The sequence below is a fragment of the Streptomyces niveiscabiei genome, assembly GCF_001419795.1.
GTDB classification, from domain to species: domain Bacteria; phylum Actinomycetota; class Actinomycetes; order Streptomycetales; family Streptomycetaceae; genus Streptomyces; species Streptomyces niveiscabiei.
On the sequence record NZ_LIRL01001405.1, the window covers coordinates 1 to 3,269 of the forward strand.

Below are 3,269 nucleotides of genomic sequence, written 5' to 3' on the forward strand. Positions count from 1 at the left end.
GGACGCCCCGCGGGGCGTCCCCGTAGCGCTGGAACGGTGCGAAGATCCGCTCCTTCGCCTCGTCGGGCACCCCGGGCCCCCGGTCGACGACGCGCACCTCGACCCGCTCGGACAGCGCGCTCGCGGCGACCAGCACGGTCTGCCCCGGCGGGCTGTACTTGACCCCGTTCTCCACGAGGTTGGCGACGGCCCGCTCCAGCAGCCCGGCGTCGACGGACACCATGGGCAGCGTCTCGGGGATGTCCAGCTCGACGCTGTCCTCGGGCACCCCGCCGAGCGCCATCGGCACGACCTCGTCGAGGTCGATCTCCCGCACGATCGGCGTGACCGTCCCGGTCTGGAGCCGCGACATGTCCAGCAGGTTCCCGACGAGATGGTCGAGCCGGTCCGCGCCCTCCTCGATCCCCTCCAGCAGCTCCGCCTGATCCTCCTCGGACCAGGCGACGTCGTCCGACCGCAGACTCGACACCGCCGCCTTGATCCCGGCGAGCGGGGTGCGCAGGTCATGGCTGACGGCGGCGAGCAGCGCCGTCCGGATCCGGTTGCCCTCGGCGAGGGCCCGCGCCTGGTCGGCCTCCTCCTGGAGCCGGCGCCGGTCGAGGACGACGGCGGCCTGCGCCCCGAACGCGGCGAGCACCCGCCGGTCCTCGGCCGGCAGCACCCGCCCGGTCAGCGCGAGCGCCATGTGGTCCCCGACGGGCACGTCCACGTCGGCGTCCTCGGGCCGCTCCACCGCCCGCCCGGGCCCGACGCGCCCGGCGCAGGTCCACGGCGCGACGTCGGCCTCCCGTTCGAGCAGTGCCGCCGACTCCATCCCGAAGGTCTCCCGCACCCGCTCGAGAAGCGCCTCCAGGCTGGTCTCCCCGCGCAGCACGTTCCCCGCGAGGAACGACAGGATCTCCGACTCGGCCCGCAGCCGGGCCGCCTGGTGCGTGCGCCGCGCGGCGAGGTCGACGACGGAGGCGACCGATATCGCCACCCCGACGAAGATCACGATGGCGACGATGTTCTTGGGGTCGGCGATCGTGAACCGGTGCAGCGGGGGTGTGTAGAAGTAGTTCAGCAGCAGCGAGCCCAGCGCCGCCGAGGCCAGCGCCGGCAGCAGCCCGCCGAGCAGCGCGGCGGCGACGGTCAGCGCCAGGAACAGCAGCATGTCGTTGGCGAGCCCGAGGTGGACGGTGTTCAGCAGCAGCGCGAGTCCCACCGGCCCGCCGACGCCGACCAGCCAGCCCCACAGGATGCGGGCCCGCCCGAGCCGGGCGCCCCGCGCGACGGGCAGTCCGCGCCCCTTGGCGACCTCCTCGTGGGTGACGATGTGGACGTCCAGGTCGGGCCCCGACTCCCGGGCGACCGTCGCCCCGACGCCCGGCCCGAACATGTACTGCCACGCCTTGCGCCGCGAGGACCCGAGCACGATCTGTGTCGCGTTCGCGCCCCGCGCGAAGTCGAGGAGGGCGGCGGGGATGTCGTCCCCGACGACGTGGTGGAAGGTGCCGCCGAGGTCCTCGACGAGCGTCCGCTGCACGGCGAGTTCCTTCGGCGAGGCCGCGGTGAGCCCGTCGCTGCGGGAGATGTACACGGCGAGGACCTCGCCGCCTGCGCCCTTCTCCGCGAGCCGCGCGGCCCGCCGGATCAGCGTGCGCCCCTCGGGGCCGCCGGTCAGCCCGACGACGATCCGCTCGCGGGAGCCCCAGATCGCCGAGACCCGGTGTTCGCTGCGGTACTGGTTCAGGTACTCGTCGACCCGGTCGGCCACCCACAGCAGCGCCAGTTCGCGCAGCGCGGTGAGGTTCCCGGGCCGGAAGTAGTTGGACAGCGCCGCGTCGACCTTGTCCGGTTTGTAGATGTTGCCGTGGGCCATGCGGCGGCGCAGGGCCTGCGGCGACATGTCGACCAGTTCGACCTGGTCGGCGCGCCGCACCACCTCGTCCGGCACGGTCTCGCGCTGCCGGACCCCGGTGATCGACTCGACGACGTCGCCGAGCGACTCCAGGTGCTGGATGTTCACCGTCGACACGACGTCGATCCCGGCGGCGAGGAGTTCCTCGACGTCCTGCCACCGCTTGGCGTTGCGCGAGCCCGGCACGTTCGTGTGCGCCAGTTCGTCCACCAGGGCGACCGCCGGGGCCCGGCGCAGTACCGCGTCCACGTCCATCTCGGTGAAGACGCCGCCCCGGTAGTCGATCTCGCGGCGCGCGATCTCCTCCAGGCCGTGCAGCATCACCTCGGTGCGCGGCCGGCCGTGGTGCTCCACGAACGCCACGACGCAGTCCGTACCGCGCTCGACCCTGCGGTGCGCCTCCGACAGCATCGCGTACGTCTTCCCGACGCCCGGCGCCGCACCGAGATAGATCCGAAGCTTTCCGCGCGCCATACCCTCATTGTCTTCCGCCGACCGCCACGTGTGCAGCGAAGACGCTACGACCCTTTCGTCAGACAAATCAGACACTCCCTCCGCCACCACCCCACCTTTGACAAAACCCTGACACCCCACCGCCTCTCCCGCCGGTCCGGCCGGGTCGGTCAGGCCCTTCTTGCCCCTTCATCGAAAGTTCCGGGCCGATCGGTTCACGCTCCGCGAGATTTTTTTCCGGCCCCACGAGAACCGCATACGAAAAGGGCCGGGTTCCAGGGGACCCGGCCCTTTTGCGATCTCGCGGAAAAGCCTCAGCGCACCTCGGTGATCTCCGGTCCGCGCTGCAACTGCCCCATGCCCCCGGAGAACCGGGAGCCCTCGTCCTGCTGCTGGACCCCTTCGGGGACCATCTGGGCGTCGTTCGGCAGCTTGAGGACGATCGGGTCGCGGGGAGCCATCGGCCCCTCGCCGCGCACGACGACCGTGTCCCGGAAGATCTGCTCCAGGAGACCGGCGGCCTGCGGCTGCACGGCGCCCTGCCCGGAGATCACCCCGCGCAGGAACCACCGCGGCCCGTCCACGCCGACGAACCGCACGACGTGGAATCCGCTCTGTCCGTCCGGCAGTTGCACCGGCACCTGCGCGCGCAGCTCCCAGCCCAGCGGACCTTCGACCTCGTCGATGATGCCGCCCTGCTGGGTGATGCCGGAGGCGATCTCCTCGCGCACCTCGCCCCAGATGCCCTCGCGCTTGGGCGCGGCGAAGGCCTGGAGCTGGACGGCGCTGTCGCGCAGCACGACGGTCGCCGCGACGATCGCGTCGCCCGCGACCTCGACCCGCAGCTCCATCCCGTCGACACCGGGCACGAAGAGCCCGCCGAGGTCGACGCGGCCCTCGGCGGGCTCTTCGTGCC

Annotated in this window: 2 protein-coding genes; both read right to left on the reverse strand. The window is 72.3% G+C overall.

The genetic code is table 11. The features are described from left to right. On the reverse strand, positions 1 to 2,374 hold a 2,374-nt coding region (locus tag AOK24_RS44495), incomplete at its 3' end, for a sensor histidine kinase (protein ID WP_055725482.1). Between the two features lie 293 nt (positions 2,375 to 2,667). After that, a partial coding sequence (locus AOK24_RS44500; RefSeq protein WP_055725483.1) for a DUF3710 domain-containing protein occupies positions 2,668 to 3,269 on the reverse strand: 602 nt, incomplete at its 5' end.